The 20,115-nt window shown below is 61.2% G+C and carries 17 protein-coding genes; 14 read left to right on the plus strand and 3 right to left on the minus strand.

Annotated features, from left to right (window positions below):
• The first annotated feature begins 297 nt into the window (after positions 1 to 297).
• From AC0IW7_RS04460 to AC0IW7_RS04525, 14 genes are all read left to right on the plus strand, one after another.
• Positions 298 to 1,698, plus strand: coding sequence for a polynucleotide adenylyltransferase PcnB (locus AC0IW7_RS04460; protein ID WP_122454070.1), 1,401 nt, complete (start codon positions 298 to 300; stop codon positions 1,696 to 1,698).
• Positions 1,698 to 2,189, plus strand: coding sequence for a 2-amino-4-hydroxy-6-hydroxymethyldihydropteridine diphosphokinase (gene folK, locus AC0IW7_RS04465; RefSeq protein ID WP_471816010.1), 492 nt, complete (start codon positions 1,698 to 1,700; stop codon positions 2,187 to 2,189). Before AC0IW7_RS04460 ends, folK begins: the two co-directional genes overlap by 1 nt.
• Positions 2,190 to 2,356: 167 nt before the next feature.
• Entirely contained in the window at positions 2,357 to 3,157 is an 801-nt protein-coding gene (gene panB, locus AC0IW7_RS04470) for a 3-methyl-2-oxobutanoate hydroxymethyltransferase (RefSeq protein WP_471816012.1), read from the plus strand.
• Positions 3,154 to 4,014, plus strand: a complete 861-nt coding sequence (panC, locus tag AC0IW7_RS04475) for a pantoate--beta-alanine ligase (RefSeq protein ID WP_471816014.1) — start codon at positions 3,154 to 3,156, stop codon at positions 4,012 to 4,014. The genes panB and panC overlap by 4 nt, the downstream gene beginning before the upstream one ends.
• Positions 4,015 to 4,107: 93 nt before the next feature.
• Positions 4,108 to 4,488: an aspartate 1-decarboxylase gene (gene panD, locus AC0IW7_RS04480; protein WP_122454067.1), complete on the plus strand. Its 381-nt coding sequence runs from the start codon at positions 4,108 to 4,110 to the stop codon at positions 4,486 to 4,488.
• Between the two features lie 179 nt (positions 4,489 to 4,667).
• The gene (gene pgi / locus AC0IW7_RS04485; RefSeq protein ID WP_471816015.1) at positions 4,668 to 6,332 is read left to right on the plus strand and encodes a glucose-6-phosphate isomerase; all 1,665 of its coding nucleotides are present in this window, start codon (positions 4,668 to 4,670) and stop codon (positions 6,330 to 6,332) included.
• Between the two features lie 341 nt (positions 6,333 to 6,673).
• On the plus strand, positions 6,674 to 8,611 hold the full coding sequence (gene acs, locus AC0IW7_RS04490) for an acetate--CoA ligase (protein ID WP_471816017.1): 1,938 nt from the start codon (positions 6,674 to 6,676) through the stop codon (positions 8,609 to 8,611).
• A gap of 54 nt (positions 8,612 to 8,665) precedes the next feature.
• Complete coding sequence (locus AC0IW7_RS04495; RefSeq protein ID WP_471816019.1) at positions 8,666 to 9,544, plus strand: oxygenase MpaB family protein; 879 nt, start codon at positions 8,666 to 8,668, stop codon at positions 9,542 to 9,544.
• A gap of 101 nt (positions 9,545 to 9,645) precedes the next feature.
• Entirely contained in the window at positions 9,646 to 10,827 is a 1,182-nt protein-coding gene (locus AC0IW7_RS04500) for an acetyl-CoA C-acetyltransferase (RefSeq protein ID WP_463551384.1), read from the plus strand.
• Between the two features lie 164 nt (positions 10,828 to 10,991).
• Entirely contained in the window at positions 10,992 to 12,008 is a 1,017-nt protein-coding gene (locus tag AC0IW7_RS04505) for a class I SAM-dependent rRNA methyltransferase (RefSeq protein WP_471816021.1), read from the plus strand.
• Between the two features lie 162 nt (positions 12,009 to 12,170).
• On the plus strand, positions 12,171 to 15,158 hold the full coding sequence (locus tag AC0IW7_RS04510) for a DUF748 domain-containing protein (protein ID WP_471816023.1): 2,988 nt from the start codon (positions 12,171 to 12,173) through the stop codon (positions 15,156 to 15,158).
• A 108-nt stretch (positions 15,159 to 15,266) separates the two neighbouring features.
• Entirely contained in the window at positions 15,267 to 15,578 is a 312-nt protein-coding gene (locus tag AC0IW7_RS04515) for a DUF2845 domain-containing protein (protein ID WP_463551381.1), read from the plus strand.
• A 37-nt stretch (positions 15,579 to 15,615) separates the two neighbouring features.
• Entirely contained in the window at positions 15,616 to 15,912 is a 297-nt protein-coding gene (locus AC0IW7_RS04520; RefSeq protein WP_122493055.1) for a DUF2845 domain-containing protein, read from the plus strand.
• 77 nt (positions 15,913 to 15,989) lie between these two features.
• Positions 15,990 to 17,438, plus strand: coding sequence for a rhomboid family intramembrane serine protease (locus AC0IW7_RS04525; protein ID WP_471816025.1), 1,449 nt, complete (start codon positions 15,990 to 15,992; stop codon positions 17,436 to 17,438).
• Positions 17,439 to 17,749: 311 nt separating this feature from the next.
• Here AC0IW7_RS04525 and AC0IW7_RS04530 read toward each other — a convergent pair whose 3' ends face one another.
• The 3 genes from AC0IW7_RS04530 to AC0IW7_RS04540 form a co-directional block, all read right to left on the minus strand.
• On the minus strand, positions 17,750 to 17,947 hold the full coding sequence (locus AC0IW7_RS04530; RefSeq protein ID WP_122454057.1) for a CsbD family protein: 198 nt from the start codon (positions 17,945 to 17,947) through the stop codon (positions 17,750 to 17,752).
• Positions 17,948 to 18,040: 93 nt separating this feature from the next.
• A complete protein-coding gene (locus AC0IW7_RS04535) occupies positions 18,041 to 18,412 on the minus strand; it encodes a BON domain-containing protein (RefSeq protein WP_122454056.1) in 372 nt (123 codons plus the stop codon).
• Positions 18,413 to 18,610: 198 nt separating this feature from the next.
• Complete coding sequence (locus AC0IW7_RS04540) at positions 18,611 to 20,026, minus strand: hypothetical protein (RefSeq protein ID WP_471816027.1); 1,416 nt, start codon at positions 20,024 to 20,026, stop codon at positions 18,611 to 18,613.
• Positions 20,027 to 20,115: the final 89 nt, after the last annotated feature.

Here is a 20,115-nt window from a genome sequence, read left to right on the forward strand (position 1 = left end):
GCTATTAACCTCCAAATTGGAGGTTTTTCCTGAAGCCACTAGGCCGACGGAACGGGTCAACAAACAAAAACAACAAGCCCGACATAATAATAAAAACAAAGCACGCACCTACTTGGGGGGGAGCCTCGGCTCCCCCAGTAGCTTTCGCTACCACCCTCTCGCTTCCCCCCTTCTATATCGCGCTTTACGCCCAACCTCGCGGCGTCCTACACCATTCCCCGACACAATGCTAGAATCCGCAGCCTTCATGCGGTCATTTCCTTTTCTGGCCGATCATCCCGTCAAACAGTGCATCCCATGCTGAAAAAGCTGTTCCAGTCCTTACGCTCCCCATTGCGCCGCGCCAAGCAGCACCCGCGCAGCACCCCCGAAGTGGTGACCAGTCACCAGCATCCGTTGCGCCGCGCGCACATCAGTCGCTATGCGGTAAGCATCGTTGAGCGCCTGCAGAACGCCGGTTACCAGGCCTACCTGGTTGGCGGTTGCGTGCGCGACCTGCTGCTGGATATCGAGCCAAAAGACTTCGACGTCGCCACCAGCGCCACCCCCGAGCAAGTGCGTGCCGAGTTCCGCAACGCCCGGGTCATCGGCCGCCGCTTCAAGTTGGTCCATGTGCACTTCGGCCGCGAAATCATCGAAGTGGCCACCTTCCGCGCCAACCACCCGGTGAGCGAAGAAGAGGAAGACAGCAATCAGTCTTCACGCCACGAGAGCGGCCGCATTCTGCGCGACAACGTGTACGGCAGCCTGGAAGACGACGCCCAGCGCCGCGACTTCACCATCAACGCCCTGTATTTCGACGTAACCGGCGAGCGCATTCTCGATTACGCCCGCGGCATGCACGACATCCGTAACCGCCAGGTGCGCCTGATCGGCGACCCGGAGAAGCGTTACCTCGAAGACCCGGTGCGTATGCTGCGTGCCGTGCGCTTTGCCGCCAAGCTCGACTTCGATATCGAAAGCCACAGCGCCGAGCCGATTCCGCGCCTGGCAAAAATGCTGCGGGACATTCCCTCGGCCCGCCTGTTCGATGAAGTGCTCAAACTGTTCCTCTCCGGTTACGCCGAGCACGTGTTCGAGCTGCTGCTTGAGTACGACCTGTTCGAACCGCTGTTCCCGGCCAGCGCCGCCGCACTCAAAGCGAGCCCGGAATACACGTACAACCTGATCAGCCAGGCCTTGATCAACACTGATCAGCGCATTGAAGACGGCAAGCCGGTGACCCCGGCCTTCCTGTTCGCCGCCCTGCTCTGGCCTGCGCTGCCGGCCCGCGTGATCAAGCTGCAAGACCGTGGCATGCCGCCGATTCCGGCGATGCAGGAAGCGGCTCACGAATTGATCGCCGAGCAATGCCAACGCATCGCCGTGCCCAAGCGTTTCACCATTCCAATCCGCGAAATCTGGGACATGCAGGAGCGCCTGCCTCGGCGCAGCGGCAAACGTGCCGACCTCTTGCTGGAGAACCCGCGTTTCCGCGCCGGCTACGACTTCCTGTTGCTGCGCGAAAGCGCCGGTGAGAAAACCAATGGCTTGGGCGACTGGTGGACCGACTACCAAGACTGCACCGACAGTGAACGCCGCCAGATGATTCGCGACCTCGCCGCCACCGGTGAAGACACCAGCACTGCACCGCGCAAACGTCGTCGCAGCGGTAGCAGTCGCAAACGCGGCGCCGCCCCGAGCCCGGCGCAAGACTGATGGAGCGGGTGTATATCGGCCTCGGTAGCAACCTGGCCGAACCACTGGACCAATTGCGCGGCGCCCTGGCGGCGCTGGCGCAGTTGCCCGATACCCAGTTGGTGAATTGCTCTTCCTTCTATAGCAGCGACCCCCTCGGCCCCGCCGACCAGCCCCGTTACGTCAATGCCGTCGCAGCGCTAGATACTGCCCTCGCGCCCCTGTCACTGCTCGACGCCTTGCAAGCCATCGAACTGGACCAGGGCCGCGAACGCAAAGCCGAACGCTGGGGACCGAGGACGCTGGATCTGGACATTCTCGCCTTCGGCCAACGCCTGCTCGATGAACCCCGTTTGCAGGTGCCGCACTACCACATGCACGCCCGGCCGTTCGTCCTCTACCCGCTCGCCGAACTGGCCCCCGAACTGACCCTGGCCGATGGTCGCCGCCTCAGCGACCTGCTGCTGGCCTGTCCCTTCGAAGGCCTGGAAAAACTGCCTGCCTCGCTGTAACCGCCGCCGTTGCTGGGTTCAGGTAGTAAAACTACAAGCCCCGCATTGGCGGTAACGCCAGTAACAAGTCGGTAACACCTGCAATTGACTTCGCCCTTTCGCATCACGACTATAGGCGTCCCGTTGCCCCGCGCCGGTGCGCGCGAGGCGCTAAGAGGACCAATATGATGCCTGACGTTACCCTGAGCACCCTGCAAGAGCTGAATCAAAAAGGCGAAAAAATCGTCATGCTCACTGCCTACGATGCCACCTTCGCTTCCGTTGCCGCGAAGGCCGGCGTCGAGGTGTTGTTGGTGGGTGATTCCCTCGGCATGGTCGTGCAAGGCCATGACAGCACCCTGCCGGTCAGCGTTGCGGATATGGCTTACCACACCGCCTGCGTAAAGCGCGGCAACAGTGGCGCGCTCATCGTGACCGACCTGCCTTTCATGGCGTACGCCACGCTCGAACAAGCCCTGACCAACAGCGGCGCGCTGATGCAAGCCGGCGCCCATATGGTCAAGCTCGAAGGCGGCGCCTTCCTCGCTGAAACCGTGCGCCGCCTGGCTGAGAATGGCGTGCCGGTGTGCATGCACATGGGCCTGACGCCGCAGTCGGTCAACGTGCTCGGTGGTTATAAAGTGCAGGGTCGCAGCGAAGCCCAGGCGCGCCAACTGCGCAGCGACGCAATCGCTCTGGAACAGGCCGGCGCCGCCATGCTGCTGCTGGAATGCGTACCGAGCGAGCTGGCCGCTGAAATCACCGAAGCGGTGAAAATTCCTGTCATCGGCATCGGTGCCGGTAACGCCACCGACGGCCAGGTTCTGGTGCTGCACGACATGCTTGGTCTGTCGCTCACCGGCCGCACGCCCAAGTTCGTGAAGAACTTTATGCAAGACCAGACCAGCATCGACGGCGCCATTCGCGCCTATGTCGCGGCGGTCAAAGATTCGTCATTCCCTGCCGCTGAACACGGATTCTCTGCATGAACACGGTTACCACCGTCCGCGAATTACGCGCCGCTGTTGCTCAAGCGCGTGCCGAGGGCAAAGACGTCGGCCTGGTGCCGACCATGGGCAATCTGCACGACGGTCACGCCAAGCTGGTGGAGAAAGCCACCCAGCGCGTCGACTTCGTGGTTGCCAGCATCTTCGTCAACCCGCTGCAGTTCGGCCCCAAGGAAGACCTGGAAAACTACCCGCGCACCCTGGCCGCCGACAAAGAGCGCCTGATTCAAGCCGGTTGCCAACTGCTGTTCGCGCCAAGCGTTGAAGAGATGTATCCCGACGGGATGGCCGCGCAAACCATCGTGCACGTGTCTGGCGTTTCCGAAGGCCTGTGCGGCGGCAGCCGCCCTGGGCATTTCGACGGCGTGTCGACCGTGGTGACCAAACTGTTCCAGATGGTGCAGCCGGACATCGCTATCTTTGGCCAGAAGGACTACCAGCAACTGGCCGTGATCCGCACCCTGGTGCGCGACCTGAACATGCCCATCCAGATTATCGGCGAGCCCACCGTGCGCGCCGAAGACGGCCTGGCGCTGTCTTCACGCAATGGTTATCTGGACGACACCCAGCGCGCCGCCGTTCCAGCCATCTACCAGTGCCTGCAACAAATGGCTACCGCCATCAAAGCCGGGGCCCGCGATTTCGCCCCGCTGATCGAGCAAGGCCAGAAGCAACTGGAGGCCGCCGGTTTCCGTATGGATTACCTGGAAGTGCGCCGCTCCGACAACCTGCGCCCGGCCACTAAAGACGATCGCCACTTGGCCATTCTGGTCGCCGTGTTCGTCGGCACTACGCGCCTGATCGACAACGTCGTGTTCGAGTTGCCCGAGAGCGCCTGACCCATCCCGTACCGCTTATTAACCCCCGGCGCCCTTCCAACAACAAAAGGCGCCGTTGTTTAGCCTGCCGAGGCTCTTTAAAGGAAGCACGCCATGCACGCCATCATGCTCAAGGCCAAACTGCACCGCGCCGAAGTCACCCACGCGGTACTCGATTACGAAGGCTCATGCGCCATTGACGGCGAGTGGCTCGACCTGGCCGGCATTCGCGAGTACGAGCAAATTCAGATCTACAACGTCGACAACGGCGAGCGCTTCACCACCTACGCCATCCGTGGCGAAGAAGGCTCGCGCATCATCTCGGTCAACGGCGCCGCCGCGCACAAAGCCCACGTCGGCCACCGCGTCATTATTTGCGCCTACGCCCACTACAGCGAGGCCGAGCTGGTGAATTTCAAACCGCGCATGCTGTATATGGCGCCGGGCAATGAACTCAGTCACACCAGCGATGCTATACCGGTACAAGTTGCGTAAGCAGACGGCTATGATGCGTCCTGTTTTGCGCGCTGGAGCCCGGTTTACGGACGCAGATCGGGGGTTGGCATGAAAGCCGCTAAACCCCGTAACGCCCGCTAAGAAAAAGCCCGGAGCCGTCCGGGCTTTTTAATGGTCATAGGTTTCTCACGATTTAGTCAGAAAGGAATTTGCAGGCTATGGCGTACTACGAACACCCTCACGACGTTACAACCTTGCCGGCCTGGCAGGCACTGCGCCAGCATCGCGAAGCCATGCAGAATTTCAGCATGCGCGAAGCCTTCAACTCCGATGACAAGCGCTTCGCTGAATTCTCGCTCAGCAGCTGCGGTCTGTTTCTTGATTACTCGAAAAACCTGATCACCACCGAAACCCGTGACCTGCTCGTCGCCCTGGCTGAAGAAGTCGGACTTAAAGAAGCGATTGAGCAGTTGTTCGACGGCACCTTGGTAAACGCCTCGGAAGGCCGACCAGCCCTGCACACCGCCCTACGTCGCCCGGTTGGCGAGCGCCTGATGGTCAACGGCGCCAACGTGATGCCCGACGTGCACCGCGTGCTGAACCAGATGACCGAGCTGGTCACCCGCATTCATAACGGCCTGTGGCGCGGTTACACCGAAAAGCCGATTACCGACGTGGTGAACATCGGCATCGGCGGCTCGTTCCTCGGCCCGCAGCTGGTGTCCGAAGCGCTGCTGCCCTACGCCCAGCAAGGCGTGCGCTGCCATTACCTGGCAAACATCGACGGCAGTGAATTCCACGAGCTGTCCGATGGCCTGAAAGCCGAGACCACGCTGTTCATCGTCTCGTCGAAATCGTTCAACACCCTCGAAACCCTGAAAAACGCTCAGGCCGCACGCAGCTGGTACCTGGCGCAAGGCGGTTCGGAGGGCGATCTGTACAAACACTTCATCGCCGTTTCCAGCAACCGTGAGGCCGCCGTGGCCTTTGGTATTCGCGAAGAAAACATTTTCCCGATGTGGGATTGGGTCGGTGGGCGTTACTCGCTGTGGTCGGCCATCGGTTTGCCTATCGCGCTGGCCATCGGCATGTCCAACTTCAAGGAACTGCTCTCCGGCGCCTACAGCATGGACCAGCATTTCCAGACCGCGCCGTTCGAACGCAACATGCCGGTGCTGCTGGCCCTGCTCGGCGTGTGGTACGGCAACTTCTGGAGCGCGCAAAGCCACGCGATCCTTCCGTACGACCATTACCTGCGCAACATTACCAAGCACTTGCAGCAGTTGGACATGGAATCCAACGGCAAGAGCGTGCGCCAGGACGGCAGCGCCGTGACCTGCGATACCGGGCCGGTGATCTGGGGCGGCGTCGGCTGTAACGGTCAGCACGCTTACCACCAGTTACTGCACCAAGGCACCCAGCTGATTCCGGCCGACTTTATCGTGCCAGTGGTCAGCTACAACCCGGTTGCCGACCACCACCAATGGCTGTACGCCAACTGCCTGTCGCAAAGCCAGGCGTTGATGCTGGGTAAAACCCGCGACGAAGCCGAAGCGGAACTGCGCAGCAAAGGCCTGCCGGAAGATGAAGTTCAGCGCCTGGCGCCGCACAAAGTCATCCCCGGCAACCGCCCGAGCAACACCTTGGCCATGGAACGCATCAGCCCTCGCCGTCTTGGCGGCCTGGTGGCGTTGTACGAACACAAAGTGTTTGTGCAGAGCGTGGTCTGGGGCATCAACGCCTTCGACCAGTGGGGCGTGGAGCTGGGCAAGGAATTGGGCAAGGGCGTGTACCAGCGTCTTACCGGCGGTAATGAACAGCCGGCTGAGGATGCCTCGACACAAGGTCTGATTGATTACTTCCGCGGCCGTCACCGTGGGTGATGGGTTAGCGAGAACACAAAGCCGGCCTGCTTACACAGGCCGGCTTTTTTGTGGGTGCGAACACCGATTAGCAACCCACCGCCCGTCATCCCCGCGCACGCGGGGATCCAGAATGTTCCGACTTACGCATTTCTCTGCGCGAGCCTGGATCCCCGCCTTCGCGGGGATGACGGTGGGTGGGCGGTGATCTGTTGGAAAATCCGGCTCCTGATTCCCATCCCTCACTCCGAGGGGTTGTACCTTTCATCGTCGCCAGTGCACCCTTACGGTCTATCTTTAGCTTCACGCTTTCCTACATCCTGCGGTCAAAACTAGCGGTCAACAAAAACAAGGACTCCGCCATGTTCAAGATCTCCGACCACCCGGTTGCCGATGCCGTGCGTGAACGCGCGCTGCTCGACAACGAGGGCTACCAGCGCCTGTACCAGCAATCCATCGAGCAGCCCGAGCAGTTCTGGGGCGAACAGGCCAAAGCCTTTCTCGACTGGTTCCAACCATGGCGCAGCGTGTACCACGGCGATATGGCCACCGGCCACGCCAGTTGGTTCAAGGAAGGCAAACTCAACGTCAGCTACAACTGCATCGACCGCCACCTGGAAAAACGCGGCGATCAGGTGGCCATCATCTGGGAAGGCGACAACCCCAGCGAATCGGCGCATATCACCTACAAAAAACTTCATCACCACGTTTGCCGCCTGGCCAATGTGTTGAAAAGCCGTGGCGTGCAGAAAGGCGACCGGGTGTGCATCTACATGCCCATGGTGCCGGAAGCCACCTACGCCATGCTCGCCTGCGCACGCATCGGCGCGGTGCATTCGGTGGTGTTCGGCGGCTTCTCGCCCGACGCCCTGCGCGACCGCATTCTGGATGCCGATTGCCGCACCGTGATCACCGCCGACGAAGGCGTGCGCGGCGGTAAATACGTGCCGCTGAAGAAGAACGTGGATAAAGCCCTGGAAAGCTGCCCGGGCGTTTCCACCGTCGTCGTGGTGCAACGCACCGAAGGCGATGTGCAATGGCAAGACGGCCGCGACCTCTGGTACCACGAAGCCGTGCGCGGCGCTGACAGCGAATGCGCGCCAGAACCGATGGACGCCGAAGACCCGCTGTTCATCCTCTACACCTCCGGCTCCACCGGCAAACCCAAAGGCGTACTGCACACCACCGGCGGCTACTTGCTCATGGCGGCCATGACCCACAAGTACGTGTTCGACTACCACGACGGTGACGTGTACTGGTGCACCGCCGACGTCGGCTGGGTTACGGGCCACAGCTACATCGTCTACGGCCCGTTGGCCAACGGCGCCACCACGCTGGTGTTCGAAGGCGTGCCGAATTACCCGGACAGCTCGCGCTTCTGGCAGGTCATCGACAAGCACGAGGTGAACATTTTCTACACCGCGCCCACCGCCCTGCGCGCCTTGATGCGCGAAGGCACCGGCCCGGTGGAAAAGACCTCGCGCGCCAGCTTGCGCCTGCTCGGCAGCGTCGGCGAGCCGATCAACCCGGAAGCCTGGGAATGGTATTTCAACGTGGTTGGCGAGTGCCGCTGCCCCATCGTCGATACCTGGTGGCAGACCGAAACCGGCGGCATCATGCTCACGCCGTTGCCGGGTGCGACCGTGTTGAAACCGGGCGCGGCGACCAAACCGTTCTTCGGCGTGCAGCCGGCGTTGCTGGATGAACACGGCAAGGAAATCGACGGCCCCGGCTCAGGCGTATTGGTGATCAAAGCCAGTTGGCCCAGCCAGATCCGCAGCGTGTACGGCGACCATCAGCGCATGATCGACACCTACTTCAAGCCCTATCCTGGTTACTACTTCGCTGGCGACGGCGCGCGCCGTGACGCCGACGGCGATTACTGGATTACCGGGCGTATCGACGACGTAATCAACGTCTCGGGCCACCGCATCGGCACCGCTGAAGTAGAAAGCGCCTTGGTGCTGCACGACGCGGTGGCCGAAGCGGCGGTGGTCGGCTATCCCCACGACGTCAAAGGCCAAGGCATTTACGCGTTTGTGACGCTGATGCAGGGCATCGAGGTCAGCGACGAGCTGCAGAAGGAACTGCTTACCCTGGTCGGCAAGGAAATCGGCAGCTTCGCCAAACCGGAACTGCTGCAATGGGCACCGGGCTTGCCGAAAACCCGTTCGGGCAAAATCATGCGCCGCATCCTGCGCAAGATCGCCTGCAACGAACTCGACAGCCTGGGCGACACGTCGACGCTGGCCGACCCGTCGGTAGTCGATAGCCTTATCGACAACCGCCTCAACCGTTAGCCCGCTGTCCCCGGCATCGCGACCGCGGTGCCGGGTTTGTTTATGAAGTGAGTCATGGAATTTATTCGCCAGCGCATCGAGCGACAAATCTTCAGCCTGACGGGCCTTGCGCTCGGCCAAATCGACTTTGAACAACCGCCCGGCGACCCCGGCCTATTCGGCCCGGACGCCGTGTGTTGGCGCGTGCACGGCGACTTCACCAGCATGATGGTCGGCGGCATCAGCGCTTTGCTGTTGCAAGCACTGCATCCCTTGGCGCTGGCCGGCGTGTGGGATCACTCCAACTTTCGCGAAGACTTGCTTGGCCGCCTGCGCCGCACCGGGCAATTTATTTCCGGCACCACCTATGGCTCGACCCGAGACGCCAACTGGCTGATCGACAAAGTGCGCACCATTCACCTGCAAGTGACCGGCACCGCCGCCGATGGCCGCCCCTATGCGGCGAGTGATCCGGCGCTGTTGACCTGGGTGCACGTAGCGGAAGTGAGCAGCTTCCTGGCCGCTCATTTGCGCTACTTCAACCCGGATTTATCCGTGAGCGAGCAAGACCGTTACTACGCCGAAATTGCCTTGATCGCCGAGCGACTGGGCGCCACAAACGTGCCGCGCAGTTGCCAGGAAGTGGCCGATTACCTGGAACAGATTCGTCCGCAATTACGCTGCGATGAGCGCAGCCTGGAAATCCTGCGCGTGCTATTCAACGCGCCGGCGCCCAGCCACATCGCCAAGCCGTTCGGGGCGCTGATGATGCGCGCCGGGGTTGACCTGCTGCCGCGCTGGGCGGCCGAGATGCTTGGCCTGGAGTTGTCAGAGCGCCAACGCCTGCTGATTCGTAGCGGCGTAAAACGCGGTGCGCCGTTGCTGCGTTGGGCCGTGCGCGGCAGCGCCTTGATGCGCGCCCGGCGGCGCATGGGTTTGCCACCTCTGCGCTGACCCACCAGTCAGCCAAGCCGGTGGCCGCGCCATTGCCGCCTATGCCACCATAACCGCCCGCCGCGGCCTGGCCGCGCCCTGCTCACATGAGGATTCGCGCCATGCAAGACGTCGTAATCGTAGCCGCCACCCGCACCGCCGTCGGCAGTTTCCAAGGCTCGCTGGCGAACATTCCCGCCGTTGATTTGGGCGCTGCCGTAATCCGCGCGCTGCTGGAAAAGACTGGCCTGGATGGCGCCGAAGTGGACGAAGTAATCCTCGGCCAAGTGCTCACCGCAGGCGCCGGACAAAACCCTGCTCGCCAGGCCGCGATCAAGGCGGGCCTGCCCGTCGCCGTGCCGGCACTGACGCTCAACAAAGTCTGCGGCTCCGGCCTGAAAGCGCTGCACCTCGGCGCCCAGGCCATTCGCTGTGGCGATGCCGACGTGATCATCGCTGGCGGCCAGGAAAACATGAGCCTGGCCCCGTATGTAATGCCGGGCGCCCGCACCGGTTTGCGCATGGGTCACGCGCAGGTGAAAGACAGCATGATCACCGACGGCCTGTGGGATGCCTTCAACGACTACCACATGGGCATCACCGCCGAGAATCTGGTGGAGAAATACGAGATTACTCGTGAAGCCCAAGACGCCTTCGCCGCCGGCTCGCAACAAAAAGCCGTAGCCGCCATTGAAGGTGGCCGTTTCAGCGACGAGATCACGCCGATCTTGATTCCGCAGCGCAAAGGCGACCCGGTTGCTTTTGCCACCGACGAACAACCCCGCGCCGGCACCACCGCCGAAGCGCTGGGCAAACTCAAACCCGCTTTCAAAAAAGACGGCACCGTCACCGCCGGCAACGCCTCCAGCCTCAACGACGGCGCCGCTGCCGTGATCCTCATGAGCGCCGACAAAGCCAAGGCTTTGGGCCTGCCCGTACTGGCAAAAATCGCCGCCTACGCCAATGCCGGCGTCGACCCAGCCATCATGGGTATCGCCCCGGTTTCGGCGACCAAACGCTGCCTGGAAAAGGCCGGCTGGACGCTCGACCAACTCGACCTGATCGAAGCCAACGAAGCCTTCGCCGCGCAGGCGTTGTCGGTCGGCAAAGAACTCGGCTGGGATGCAGCGAAGGTCAACGTTAACGGCGGCGCCATCGCTATCGGCCACCCCATCGGAGCGTCAGGCTGCCGCGTACTGGTGACCTTGCTGCACGAAATGATCAAGCGTGACGCCAAGAAAGGGCTGGCCACGTTGTGCATTGGTGGTGGGCAAGGTGTGGCGTTGGCGCTGGAACGCGAGTAAGCCAACGGCGGATATCTGCGCACCTGGGCCCCCGCCTTCGCGGGGGAGCCGATTACGGACACAGACCCCCGTCATTCCCGCGCAGGCGGGAATCCAGGTGCGCAGATATCTGACCATGACTTTCTTGGTAAACTGCGCGCCCTTCATTTCCCGAGCCGCAGCGCATGTCTTCTCTCGATCAGGCGCTGCGCGCCGCTCTCGTCAACCGCCATGCTCTGCTCGCCGAGCTGCACACTCAGGGCACCGACTGCTACCGCCTGTTCCACGGCAGCCAGGAAGGCGCGTCCGGCCTGACCATCGACCGTTACGGCCCGCAACTGCTGGTGCAGAGCTTCCACACCCCGCTGGACCGCGACACCCTGCTGGCCGCCCACGCGCTGATCAACCGCGAACTCACCCTCGACCTGCTGTTGGTCTACAACGACCGTTCCGGCAGCAACTCGCGTATCGACCGCAGCGATGCCGTGTACCTAGCCGAATCCACTGCGCTGGAAGATTGCGTGGGTCACGAATGGGGCCTGAACTACCGCGTCCGTGGCCGCCACGCCGGTCAAGACCCACTGCTGTTTCTCGACCTGCGCAACGCCCGTGGCTGGGTGAAAGACCACAGCGCCGGCAAAAGCGTGCTCAACCTGTTCGCCTACACCTGCGGCGTTGGCCTCAGCGCGGCCGCAGGCGGGGCGAGCGAGGTGTGCAATCTGGATTTCGCCGAAGGCAACCTGGCCGTCGGCAAGGAAAACGGCGAGCTCAACCCCACACTGGCGCCGATGCAGTTCATTCAGTCCGATTACTTTCCCGCCATCCGCCAACTCGCCGGCTTGCCCATCAGCCAGCGCCGTGGACAGAAACTGCCGAGCTACCCGCGCCTCGAACAGCGCCACTACGACTTGGTGCTACTCGATCCGCCGGCCTGGGCGAAAAGCGCGTTTGGCACCGTCGATTTGCTGCGCGATTACCAAAGCCTGCTCAAGCCCGCGATTCTCACCACAGCCGAAGACGGCGTGCTGATTTGCTGTAACAACCTGGCAAAGGTGGCGCTGGAAGATTGGCGAGAGCAGGTGCTGCGTTGCGCCGAGAAAGCCGGTCGGCCGGTGCGCGAGTGGCAGGTGATGCCGCCGGCTGCGGACTTCCCTTCGAGCGATGGTAGGCCGCCGTTGAAGACGCTGATTTTGCAATTTTAAAAGCATCGCGGCTTAAGCCGCTCCTACAGAGTGTGCGAACCGTGGGAGCGGCTTTAGCCGCGATGCTTTTCCATCCTACAAACGAAACATGCCGCACGTGCCGAACCTCAGGCCCGTGCCATACTCCAAGCCACTTCTCGCCAGGAAAGTTGAAGCGTCGCCATGCCCAAAGGATTGAAACGCGCCGTTGGCGCTCTGCTGATTGCCGTCGGTTTATATAGCCTGCTGGGCTTTCTGATTTTGCCGGGCGTTGCCCTGCGCATCGCCAACCAGCAACTGGCCGCCATGGCCACGGTGCCGGCGAAACTGGAGCGTCTGGAGCTAAACCCGTTCAGCCTGGAGGTCAGCGCCTGGGGCCTGCACATTGGCGAACCGGCTGCCGACCAAATCGGCTTTCAACGCCTGTACGCCAATCTGCAACTGGACAGCCTGTGGACCGGCGCTCTGCACCTGGCCGATGTTGAACTGGAAAAATCCCAAACTGCCGTGCAGTTCAGTAAAGACGGCACGCTAAATCTGACCCAACTATTCAAGCTTCCCGCCAGCCCCGAGCCGGAAGTCAAAGACCCGGACGCCAAGCCATTCCCACTGCGCCTGGACCGCCTGCAACTGATTGAAGGCGCGCTGCAATTCGCCGATTTGCGCCCCAGCGAGCCGGTGCAATTCGTGTACGACTCGATGAACCTTGAGCTCAAGCACCTGAGTACGCTGCCCGAAGACAACGCCGAAATGACCCTGGTCGCCAAAGGTCCCTACGGCGGGCAAGTCGACTGGTCCGGCAAGGTCAGCCTGTCGCCCATCACCTCCAGCGGTCAGCTGAAGATCACCGACGGCAATATGCAGGCCTTCTGGCCCTATGTGCGTGACGCGGTGCCGTTGGTGCTGGAGAAAGGCACCCTGAGCCTGAGCACCGATTACACGTTGGATTTGAGCCAAGGCACCAAGATGCTGCTCACCAATGCCACCCTCACCGTGGCACCGTTCGCCATCAAGGCCACCGACAATCGTCCGTTGGTCAATCTCGAGCGTTTGGAAGTCAGCGAAACCTCGGTGGACCTCGCCAAGCAACTGGTCACCATCGGCAAGATCCGCAGCCAGAACCTGGAAACCTGGGCCACGCGGGAAAAGGACGGCGAACTGGATTGGCAGAAGCTGTTTGCCAGCAAACCGGTCAGCAAAAAAGTCGAGCCCGCGCCTACCGCCGCCGTTGAGCAACCGGAGGGCACCGAAGCGCCAGCCCCGACGCCGCCCACCGACCCGAACGTGGTGGCCGCCAAGCAAGTGCCGCCTTCCAGCGAGCCGGCCAAACCCTGGCAGGTGCTGTTGCAAGACACGCAGCTGCGCGGTTATCGCATCCACCTGGCCGACCGCGTGCCGAAAGACGCTGTGGCCTTGGACGTCGGTCCGCTGAACCTCGACCTGCAAAAATTCGACAGCCTCAACAGTTCGCCTTTCACCCTCAAGCTCGACACGGGCGTAGGCAAGCAAGGCAAAATCACGGCCGCCGGACAGGTCAATCTCAACCCGGTTAACGCGCAACTGAAGGTCACCACCCAGGACATCGACCTGCGGGTGGCCCAGGCTTACCTCGATCCGTTTGTGCGCATCGAGCTGCGCAGCGGCTTGCTCGGCAGTGATCTGGCCGTCGACCTGAAAAGCACCGAGCCGCTGGCGTTCAGCATCACGGGCCGTGCTCAGGTGAACCAGCTGCACACGCTCGACACCCTGAAAAGCCGCGACTTCGTGAAGTGGAAACAACTCACGCTGGACGGCCTGAACTACAAACACGGCGACGCGCTTTCCATCGAGAAAGTCAGCCTGGCCCAGCCCTACGCGCGCTTCATGATTAATGAAGACCGCAGCACCAACGTCAGCGATCTGGTGATCAAACAGCCGGACGAGCCCAACACCGCGGCCAGCAAAAAGCAGGAGCCCGCCGGCAAACCGCTGGGCATTCACATCGGCGGCATTGCCATCGACAACGGCTCGGCCAACTTCGCCGACTTCAGCCTGACGCCCAACTTCGGCACCGCCATTCAGCAGCTCAACGGGCAGATCGGCACCCTCGACAACCGCACCTCGCAACCGGCCAATGTGGATATCAAGGGCAAGGTCGATCGCTACGCGCCGGTGAGTATCGTCGGTAGCCTGAACCCGTTCGAACCACTTGACGCGTTGGACCTGACCACCAGCTTCAAACACGTCGAACTGACCACGCTGACGCCCTACTCCGGCAAGTTCGCGGGCTATCGCATCCGCAAAGGGCGAATCAATCTGGACCTGCACTACCGCATCGAAAAAGGTCAGCTGAACGCCGAAAACAAGCTGGTGGTGGAGAAGCTGCAACTGGGCGAGAAGGTCGACAGCCCGGACGCGGTAGACCTGCCGATTCGCTTGGCAGTGGCCCTGCTTAAAGACACCAGCGGAAAGATTCAGCTGGAATTGCCGGTGTCTGGCGATCTCAACAATCCGCAATTCAGCGTGATGCCGATTGTGTGGCAGACCCTGCGTAATCTGGTGCTGCGCGCGGCATCGGCACCGTTCAAGTTTATCGCCGGCTTGGTTACTGGCGGCTCGGACGTGGACATCAGCACCGTGCAGTTCGCCGCCGGCAGCGCCAGCCTTGATGGCAGCGCCGAAAGCGGCTTGAACACGCTGTCTGCCGCGCTGAAAGAACGGCCATTGCTGCGCCTGGAAGTGGAAGGCCTGAGCGCCGCCAAAGCCGACGGCCCGTTGCTGGCGGAACAGCGGTTGCACCGCGAGTACCAGTACATTTACTACAAAATGCTGCAACGCCGTGGCGACAAAGTGCCTGCCAAAGCCGGGCTGCTTGAAGTACCGGAAGATGAACAGGCACCGATGCTGGAAGGCATCTATCGAACCCGCCTGAAAAAACAGCCACCGGCTGAATGGGCGCAGTTGAGTGACGACGAACGCTCGGCCAAATTGCGCGCCGACCTGATTGCCCACTGGAGTAACAGTGAAGTGTTACTGCGCAAGCTGGCCCAGGCCCGCGCGGCGACCATCAAGCATTACCTGGTGAGCAAAGGCGGTTTGGCGGACGAGCGCATCTACATGGTCGACGTCAGCCTGGGCGAACCGGAAAGCAACGGCCGGGTAGCTTCGCCGCTTAACCTCGACAGCGAATAATCCGTTGCGCTGCACGCCTTGCAACAGGGGGTGCAGCGCCGATCGGCAGTGTGACAGTGCCGATACACGGGTGTAGCCTATTGCCTACGTCGCCACCGGACACCTTCCGTGAAAACCTCCGCGTTTAACGCTGCTGCCCTCCTTGCCCTCCTCGCTAGCAACTACGCATTCGCCTCGGCCACCTTGCGTTGCGAAAGCGGCCTGATCAGCGTCGACGATCGTGCCGGCGAGGTGCAAAGCAAATGCGGCGAACCGCTGAGCCGCAACGTGGTGGCCAACAAAGTGGTGTACGGCTACTACGGCGAACGCAGCGAAGTGCTGGTGGAAGAATGGGCGTACGGCCCGCGCAACGGCATGTATTACTTCCTGCGGTTCGAAGGCAATCGGCTGGTGAACATCGACTCCAAACGGGGCGGCTAGTCGCCGCCCTCAAGCCATCAGGACAGGAAGCCCTGCCATGAAAAAACTGTTTTTACTGTGTTTGCCGTTACTGGCTATCGCCACCCAGAGCGAAGCATCGTTGCGCTGCGCCAAAGGCATCGCCAGCGAAGGTGACCGTACGATTGAAGTGCAAACCAAATGCGGTGATCCGGTGAGCAACAGCGTGATCGGGTATGTGAAAACCCGCACGGGCATCACCAGCACCGAAGTAGAAGTTCAGGAGTGGGTCTACGGCCCGCGTGAAGGCGGAATGATGTATTTCCTGCGCTTCGAAGGTGGTCGGTTGGTGCGGATCGACAGCAAACGCGGCTAGCACCGCATCGGGCTTTCGGGCGCCGGCCATACGGCGTCGAGAGCCCGAGACCAACAATCAAGTCATCGGAAGACGCCGTGCTCATCATCCCCGCCGAACACCCGCTGGACTGGAAAAAACCGCCCGTCATTACCCTGCTGCTGATCCTGCTCAACGTATTGATTTACTTCGGCTACCAGAGCGGCGACAGCGCGCGGCAAGAGGTGGCGGTTAAGCAGTATCTGGACGCGGGTCTGCTCAACCGCGAGAAAGCGTTGTTCGTTGAGTCATTCAGCAACCGTAACAAACTCGACGACGACCAGCGAAAATGGCTGAGCGCAGCGCCTCGCGTGCAACTGGCGCAACTGATCCTCGGCGACCTCGAATTCGAAAATACCCTGCACTACACGCCCGCCTATCAAGACGACCCAGTCTGGCAAGCCGAACGTGCCAAAGCTGAAGCCGCGCGCAACACCATGAGCAACTACCGCTTTGGCTTCATTCCCGCGAAGTTCACCGTACAAGGCTTGTTCGGCGCCATGTTTTTGCACGCCGACTTCGGCCACTTGGCCGGCAACATGCTGTTCCTGTTTATCTTCGGTTTTGCCTTAGAGCGCGCCCTGAGCCCGGCGGTGTACGTGGGCTTTTACCTAATGAGCGGCTTGGCCTCGCACCTGTTGTGGTGGGCCATGGACCCGGTGTGGGCCACGGGCATCGGCGCCTCGGGTGCCATTGCTGGATTGATGGGCATGTACCTGGGCATTTACGGGCTTCGGCGTATCAATTTTTTCTACTGGCTGGGCCCGATGTTCGGCTACTTCCGCGCCCCGGCGCTGTGGATTTTGCCGATCTGGATGGGCAAAGAACTGTATGGCCTGTTGCTGGCTGACGACCACGTGAACTACTACGCCCACCTCGGCGGTATGGGCGCTGGGTTCCTCGCCGTTTGGTTGCCGCGCCAAGTGGGCAAGCTGAAAGTCGATGAGGCGTACCTCAACAAGGAAGACCCCGACGCACCGTTCAAGCGCGAACTGGCGGCGTTGGATAGCTTGATCGGCCAATTCAACCTGGAGCAGGCGGCCGCCCGTGGCCCCGACTTGCTCACGCGCTATCCGAACCGCCTGATATTGCTTGAACGCCTATATCCGGTCGCCAAAAGCCGCGAAGACAAAGCGCTGCTCAGCGCCGTGCTCGAACAGTTTTTCGCCCTGCCCCAGGCCACAGCGAACCTGCCGCAACTGCAACGCCTGGCCGACGACAGCGGACAATTCGTCCTGCTGCAACACCCCGCCGTGCAACTGCACCTGCTGCAGCGCCTGCTTCAAGCACGTGACGGCGTGCGCGCGCTGTCAGCCTGGCGAAAACTCATTCAAACCCGCAACCGCCCGCCGCAACTGCCCGCGCTGACCCTGCAGTTAGCCAAACAGCTCGGCCAACTAGACGACCGCCGAAGCGTGGCCGAACTGCACGAATTCCTGCGCGCGGTTTACCCCGATGCCGAACAGACGCAGCAGTTGGGCGTTTATCAGCAGCACATCGCCCGGTAGCACCTACACAAATCTGAACTGTGGGAGCGGCTTTAGCCGCGATGCTTTTGTGGTTTCAGGCCCGGCCCATCGCGACTGAAGTCGCTCGTACAGTGGGTAGGTGATACTGGCTTTGCGACGGTGGCCGTTACTCGGTCGAGGGTTTCGGGGCTAAGGTCGGGCAAGGCGCCCGGAGCGTTTGAGCGCAGCGTAGTCCACTACGTGAGCATCAAAAGCGAGAAGCAACGCCGCCCGGCCGACGACCCGGAAGCCGTCCGGTTGTGCGCACACATAAAAAAACCCCGGACAAGTCCGGGGTTTTTAATGTGTGCTCACAACTTACTAGAGAAGTCGCGGAGCTCGTCCTGAGCTTTTTCTTTGCTCCACCCATAGCGTTCCTGAAGTTTCCCTGCCAGGTACTCGCTATGCCCTTCGGCGACATCCAAGTCGTCGTCCGTCAGGTCACCCCAACGTTCCTTAATCTTGCCGTTGAGCTGTTTCCACTTGCCTTTGATCACGTCGGAATTCATGAGAAGTCCTCCTTTGATGGGGCGAACCAGGCGTCAGGATGACGCCTGGGGAATTGCTGTCTGGCGATCAACTGAATCGTTCAGTTGACGGAATTAATCAGCCGATTTCAGGCCGTCGGCAGAAACTGCCTTAACGCCTTTGATGCCTTTGGCTTTGGCAACGGCCAGGTCACGCTCGGCTTCGCTCTTAACGACGCCGGACAGGGCAACCACGCCTTTGTTGGTTTCTACCTTGATGTCCAGTGCGCTGAGTGCGCTGTCGGCCACGAAGGTGGATTTAACTTTGCTGGTGATCCAGGTATCGGTTACCGCTTCTTCAGCGTTGTCCACGGTGTCGCTGGCGGCCATCATCAGCGGCGCAGTCGAGGTGTGGGTGGTGTCGGCGAACGCCAGAGGCGTCATGCTCAGGCTCAGTGCGCCGGCAGTGGCAGCTGCAATAACCAATTTATTGAATGGCTTGTTCATAACGTCTCACTCCTGTTCATTTGAAAATTCCGCCGCCTGTCCTGGCTGCGGTTTCACAGTACATATCGCAAGCGCTGTGCCAGTTTTTAAAAGACTGTTTAATCGTTTAAATTCAATGACTTAGCAAACACGCGAAACGGAGCGGATCGTGCAGATTGCAAGTTAGCCGCTTCGCTTACTTGCAAACTGCATGAACTGTCAGCCTTTGGCGGCCATTCGATCGAGGACTACCTGCAAATTGTTCACTTCGGTGATCAAGGGTGACTGCGGATAGCGGCCGCGCACGAAGGCCAACAGCTTTTGCGCCGGTTCTACTTGGCCCAGACCTTCGGCAAAGCCGCGTGCTGCGAGCAAATAGGCGCGAGGGATGTGCGGATAGTCGGGGAAGCGTTGGTGCAGGTTGCGCAGTAGGCTCAGGCCTTCGCGCGTACGGTGGCGATCGAGCAAGGCGCCGGCGATGCGCTCGCATACCAGCGGGTCGTCCGGCATGTAGTCGGGCTGAATCTTGCGCGCGTTAAGCAGCGCGGTAGAAGCCAGCGCCGGACTGCTGCGGGTTGCCAGCGGCAGGTAATGAGCGAGGTGGCGCAGGCAGCGCTCGCGGGCGTTGAGGTTGAACAGCAACTGATGGAAACGCTCGTTGAGCTTGAGGTCGTCGGGCGTGCGCTCCAGCGCCAGGGTAAGCGTTTCCAACGCGTGCTGACTTTGACCTTCCTTAATGCGGATTTCCGCCTCGGCCATGGCGCGGCGGCGCAGGTATTCCGCGGCAGGAAAACCGTTATGGCTGTCTTCGTCGGCCATTACGTAACCCAAGGCGCCCTGATACTGGAACACCGCGTAGCCCATCATCGCGCACATCACCACGGTGAAATAACTGAACAGAAAGGCCGCGATGGGGAACAGCACGACCCGCGGCAAACCGTGGGACAGCATCATCGTTACCCAGCTGGGCGACTGCCAGAGGATGAACAAGAACGCGCAGAGGATCAGGTAACGCCAGCCCATGGCTTTGATGACCTGGCCAACCTCCTCGGGGCTCAGGGCTGCGCCCAATGTTTTATCCAGCGCCAGGCGAATAATGCTGGCGGGCATGACCAGCAGCAGCGAAATGTTAACCGCCCAGTACACCGCCTCGCTCTCAAAGTCGGCGGCAATCCACAGCGCCACGAAGCACAGGATGAACACCGCCATCTGCTTGAAAAACAGGCTGAAGCCCGAGCCGGTAAACGCACTGGCGAGCGTAGGCGCGGCTTTTTGCGCTTCACTGCTGGCCTCGATGACGCTGTAGAAGTATTTGGTGGCGATGCTGAACAGCACCGTCCATAAAATCACCGAAGCCGGCATAAACAGGCTCGCCAGGGCGATCAGACCGCTAAAGGCCAAGGGGCCGGTTTGCAGCCCGTAAGCGAAAAACTGGGGGATGCGCTCCCAAAAGGGTTGCGCCGTATTAGCAGCACCGAGAAATTCCAGGCGGCCCGCGCACAGCGGACAGGTTGGGGTTTCTTCCGGTGCGTCGTCATTAAGCGGCGTACAGCAATCGCCGTAATGCCGGGGACACGTATGGCACAGCCAGGTGGCGGGCTGCGTCGGGTGATAGTGGCAAAGACTTTTTTCCATGGAGGCAGCGTTCCTTGTTGCGTCTCGGCGTTCGGCGTCTCGGCCGCGTGCTGGTTTCGAAGAATGATTTTCGGGGCAAAAAAAGAGGG

This window comes from Pseudomonas sp. AC229 (genome assembly GCF_979254655.1).

Bases quoted from the DNA above. Each gene is read 5' to 3' on its own strand.
- AC0IW7_RS04495 (WP_471816019.1), top strand. From the start codon at position 8,666: ATGGAATTTATTCGCCAGCGCATCGAGCGACAAATCTTCAGCCTGACG.
- folK (WP_471816010.1), top strand. From the start codon at position 1,698: ATGGAGCGGGTGTATATCGGCCTCGGTAGCAACCTGGCCGAACCACTG.
- AC0IW7_RS04530 (WP_122454057.1), bottom strand. From the start codon at position 17,947: ATGAATTCCGACGTGATCAAAGGCAAGTGGAAACAGCTCAACGGCAAG.
- AC0IW7_RS04540 (WP_471816027.1), bottom strand. From the start codon at position 20,026: ATGGAAAAAAGTCTTTGCCACTATCACCCGACGCAGCCCGCCACCTGG.
- AC0IW7_RS04535 (WP_122454056.1), bottom strand. From the start codon at position 18,412: ATGAACAAGCCATTCAATAAATTGGTTATTGCAGCTGCCACTGCCGGC.
- panB (WP_471816012.1), top strand. From the start codon at position 2,357: ATGCCTGACGTTACCCTGAGCACCCTGCAAGAGCTGAATCAAAAAGGC.
- pgi (WP_471816015.1), top strand. From the start codon at position 4,668: ATGGCGTACTACGAACACCCTCACGACGTTACAACCTTGCCGGCCTGG.
- acs (WP_471816017.1), top strand. From the start codon at position 6,674: ATGTTCAAGATCTCCGACCACCCGGTTGCCGATGCCGTGCGTGAACGC.
- AC0IW7_RS04505 (WP_471816021.1), top strand. From the start codon at position 10,992: ATGTCTTCTCTCGATCAGGCGCTGCGCGCCGCTCTCGTCAACCGCCAT.
- panD (WP_122454067.1), top strand. From the start codon at position 4,108: ATGCACGCCATCATGCTCAAGGCCAAACTGCACCGCGCCGAAGTCACC.
- AC0IW7_RS04520 (WP_122493055.1), top strand. From the start codon at position 15,616: ATGAAAAAACTGTTTTTACTGTGTTTGCCGTTACTGGCTATCGCCACC.
- AC0IW7_RS04460 (WP_122454070.1), top strand. From the start codon at position 298: ATGCTGAAAAAGCTGTTCCAGTCCTTACGCTCCCCATTGCGCCGCGCC.
- AC0IW7_RS04500 (WP_463551384.1), top strand. From the start codon at position 9,646: ATGCAAGACGTCGTAATCGTAGCCGCCACCCGCACCGCCGTCGGCAGT.
- AC0IW7_RS04510 (WP_471816023.1), top strand. From the start codon at position 12,171: ATGCCCAAAGGATTGAAACGCGCCGTTGGCGCTCTGCTGATTGCCGTC.
- panC (WP_471816014.1), top strand. From the start codon at position 3,154: ATGAACACGGTTACCACCGTCCGCGAATTACGCGCCGCTGTTGCTCAA.